4 protein-coding genes are annotated in these 3794 nt (G+C 67.1%); 1 reads left to right on the forward strand and 3 read right to left on the reverse strand.

The window, feature by feature from the left end:
- Both U9980_RS15350 and U9980_RS15355 read right to left on the reverse strand, forming a co-directional pair.
- A partial coding sequence (locus tag U9980_RS15350; RefSeq protein WP_322768534.1) for an NmrA family NAD(P)-binding protein occupies window positions 1–742 on the reverse strand: 742 nt, incomplete at its 3' end.
- Between the two features lie 391 nt (window positions 743–1133).
- Complete coding sequence (locus tag U9980_RS15355; protein ID WP_322768535.1) at window positions 1134–1703, reverse strand: TetR/AcrR family transcriptional regulator; 570 nt, start codon at window positions 1701–1703, stop codon at window positions 1134–1136.
- A gap of 331 nt (window positions 1704–2034) precedes the next feature.
- Here U9980_RS15355 and U9980_RS15360 point away from each other — a divergent pair, with 331 nt between their 5' ends.
- Window positions 2035–2916 (forward strand): alpha/beta hydrolase, encoded by an 882-nt coding sequence (locus U9980_RS15360; RefSeq protein ID WP_322768536.1) that lies wholly within the window; start codon window positions 2035–2037, stop codon window positions 2914–2916.
- A 296-nt stretch (window positions 2917–3212) separates the two neighbouring features.
- Here U9980_RS15360 and U9980_RS15365 read toward each other — a convergent pair.
- Window positions 3213–3794, reverse strand: a 582-nt coding sequence (locus tag U9980_RS15365) for a fumarylacetoacetate hydrolase family protein (RefSeq protein ID WP_322768537.1), incomplete at its 5' end; no start/stop codon positions are given.

The raw sequence follows: 3794 nt of genomic DNA on the forward strand, positions 1-3794 counted from the left end.
GGGCCGGATGCCCTGTGACCTTCTCGAATGCCGCGGCCATGTCGGCGTACGCCATGTGTTCGATGGCGACTTCGAGGTCCATCCCGTTGGCCCGCTCCGGGTGGTCGAAGAGCCAGCGGACGTAGTATCCGCAATCATCGAGAGCCACGTGCGGGACGGCTCCCTCGCCGAGGGGAACCCGCCACGTAACGATGCCGTCCTCGATGGTGGGCGTCATGGGGGTGAGCGCCGAGATCACCATCTCGATGTAGGGGCCGGAGGTGAAGACCGCGGCTCCCATCCTGTCGCTGTTCTTCTCGTTCTGGAACAGCGCCCATTCGGCCATGCGGCCCTTGCCATCATAGTGGCCGGTGCGGAACCTGGAGTCGTAGCCCGACTTTTTGAGCGCGTAGTCGAGGTTTCCGTAGACGAAGAACTTGATGCCTTCTTCGATCGCTATCTCGTAGCTGCGGATGGCCCAGTAGGTCTCGGTCTTCTCGCCGGTGTTGAACCCGTCGATGTTGATGAACGCGCCGTCGCAGCCGCGAAATCCTTCACGCAGCACCTCCTCGTCGGCGAACGACCCTTCGAGCAAGGAGACGTTGCCGAGCGCGAGGAGAGCCCGGGCACGCGGGGATGCGGAATCCCGGGTGAGGACCCGGACGGAATACTTCTTGTCCGCGACAAGAGCGCGGACAACGGGTATCCCCTGAGCCCCCGTGCCGCCGACGACGAAGATGGTGGAGGTGGCATGAGAAGACATGGTTACGACTCCAGAGGTTGAGTGCGCACCCGATCGAGACTCGGCGGGCACGGGTGCTCCGTACATCAATCAATGGGCGATCAACGACCCCGCCGACGCGGAATCGACGCCACAGGCCGAGGGAAACCGATCTGTTTTAGGCATCATATACCGATCGGTTTCCGACTGGCAAGCATCCGGGTGGGGTGACCGGCACGCCTCCGGCGCGCATCGAAGTCAGCACTCGACGCCGCGAACCTCCGCGAGGGCGCCGGATGGCGATGATCAGAGTTACGGTCGGACGGACGGGGCCCGATGGCACGCCCGTTCGGGTTGCTCCGCCCACCGGCGAAGGGTCCCGATCAAAGGGGCGCAGCGGCCGAAACCGCCGGGATAATGGTGGCGGCGGCCGTCAGCGCACGCCCGCTGTATCGAGCAGCGTGGTCACCGTGGGGTGGACGAGTCCGGTGAGGCTGTCGGCCTGGATTCCGGCGCGGGCGCTGGCGCCGTCGAAGACCAGGCTGAGCTGACGGGCCAGCAGGTCGGGGTCGCTCGCGCCGCCCCTTTCGGCCTCGGCCCGGAAGAAGCCCGTCAGGTTCTCCTTGACCCGGTGGGCCACCTGGCTCGCGGGGTGGCCCTGGTCCTTGAGTTCGATCTGCACGGCCAGGTACTGGCAGCCCTTGAACTCGGGTGTTCCCGCCTGTGCTTCGACCTGCTCGAAGATGTACAGGATCCTCTCCCGGGGTGTGCGGCCGTCATCCGCCGGGGGCAGGAGTTCCGCCACATAGGCGGACGCGCGCCGCTCCAGGCTCGCCGCCAGCAGTTCGTCCTTGCTTTCGAACAGTTGGTACATGGAGCGCTTGGAGACTCCGGCCGCCTTGCACAGCGCGTCGATGCCGATTCCCACGCCGCTTCGGTAGGTGAGCGAGGCCGCCGCCTCCAGTAGCCGCTCCCGGGGACTCGCCTTCACTTCGATCGCCATAGCACCAGGTTAACTCGAATCGAGCAGAAAGAAAACCGATCTGTTTCCCAGGCACGTCAGGGCTCGTGCGCAGTTCCCGCGAAGGTGCCCCGGGGCCGCAAGTGCCGCGCGGGATGCGGCACGGGATGCCGAGAGGGCCCGATCGGGCAGCGTCGCGCACGGAGGGGACGACCCCTTGCGCAGCCGGAAGGGGTGCGCTTGCAGAAGGAAACCGATCGGTTTACAGTGAGGGAAACCGATCGGTTTCCCTGGGGTGCCTAGCAGTGACCCGGGCACCGACGGCGCAGCTTCGCACACCACACGAGCACCCTCGAAGGAGGCGGAATCTCCCATGAACATCGACACTGACATCGAATCCGCGATCAGAATCCCCGGCACCAGCGCACACTTCCTCGAGCCCTCCGGTCCGGGCACCGAGGGCGCGGGCCGGCTGCGCTACCTCGCGGGCGGAACGGGGGCACCCCTGATCCTGCTGCACACCGTGCGCACCCAGGCCGAGCACTTCCGCCACCTGATCCCGCTCGTCCAGCAGCAGTACACGGTCTACGCGCTCGATCTGCCAGGCATGGGCTACTCGCAAATCGTGCCCGGAGCCTCCTACCAGGAGCCCGCGACGCGCGCCGCCGTCAAGCGCCTGCTCACCGAACTCGACCTGAACGACGTCACGCTGCTCGGCGAGTCCATGGGCGCCGTGCTCGCCTTGACCACCGCGGCCGACCTGCCCGACCGCGTCCGGCGCGTAGTCGCCGTCAACGCCTACGACTATCCCGGCGGAATCGCCCGATCCAGCCTGCTGGCCCGCCTGATCATCACCGGTGTCCTCGCACCCGGCGTCGGCCCGAACATCGCCGCCGTCGAGCCGAAACGGGTCATGCGCGCCGTGCTGCGCGGCGGGCTCGGCGATCCCGGCGCCTTGCGCGAGGACTACCTAGACGAACTGCTCAAAGTAGGACGCCGCCCGGGCTACCCCACCGTCGCCCGCGCCGTCTACGGCAACCTGCCCAGTCTCATCGCGGCCCGCTCCCGCTACCGCGAGGTCACCGCGCCGATCCACCTGATCTACGGGGAGAAGGACTGGTCCCGGCCCTCGGACCGGCAGGCCAACCGCGAGTTGCTGTCCGACGCCGACTACACCCAGGTCCAGGGCGCCGGCCACTTCATCGCCCTGGAACGGCCCGACGTACCCGCCGCCGCGCTGAACGCCACGGCGTGACCCGCACCACCGGCCACCACGGCGTCGCCCGTGGCGGGTCGCGCACCCCGTCCGCTGAGCGGCGCCGGCAGGTCCTCGACCATGCCATCGGCGAATTCGCCCGCCGGGGGGCACATCATAGATCTGCAAAATCGCAGCGCGATTGGTGGACGACTGTGCGTTGAGGCGGTGTTCTCCATGGGGTAGCTGGGCTACCCCTGTCCTCTGCCAGTGGCCTGCGGAAGACCGAGTCTTTGATTCCCTCACCTGCCCATCAACGTGCACGGCTGCGTATTGACAAACGCAGGATGTATTGCCTACCTACTGCACCGAGCGGATGGGATGGGGACGGGTTCGACGCCTTCGGTGATGCGGACGGTGAGGGTGCCGAGTTGTTCGACGGTGACAGTGACTAGGTCGCCGGGTTGCAGGGGCGGGTGGGCGTCGAGGCCGTGACGTCCCCACAGTTCGGCTAGGCAGCCGCCGCCGCAGGTGCCGGAGCCGATGATGTCGCCGGGCCGGATTTGGGTGCCTCGGGAGGCGTAGGCGATCATGTCTGCGAAGGAGAAGGCCATCGAGGACCAGCGGTCCGTGCCGATCTGCTCGTCGTTGATCCGCGCGGTCATGGCGAGGTCATAGCCGGTGTCGGTGTGCCACGGCAGTAGTTCGTCGGGGGTGACGAGGACCGGTCCGAGGGTGGTGGCGGTATCTTTGCCCTTGGTGGGGCCGAGCCGGACCTGCATCTCGGCGAATTGCAGGTCTCGGGCTGACCAGTCGATGAGGATGGTGTATCCGGCGATGTAGGCGTCGGCGTCGGCGGGGTGGACGTCGTGTCCGGTGCGGCCGATGACGGCGGCGACTTCCAGTTCGAGGTCGAACATCCGGCTGCCGGGCGCGAT

This window comes from Protofrankia sp. Cr1, from assembly GCF_963555865.1.
GTDB lineage: Bacteria > Actinomycetota > Actinomycetes > Frankiales > Frankiaceae > Protofrankia.

Coding starts and splice junctions, on each gene's coding strand:
- U9980_RS15355 (WP_322768535.1), bottom strand. CDS start 1,703: ATGGCGATCGAAGTGAAGGCGAGTCCCCGGGAGCGGCTACTGGAGGCG.
- U9980_RS15360 (WP_322768536.1), top strand. CDS start 2,035: ATGAACATCGACACTGACATCGAATCCGCGATCAGAATCCCCGGCACC.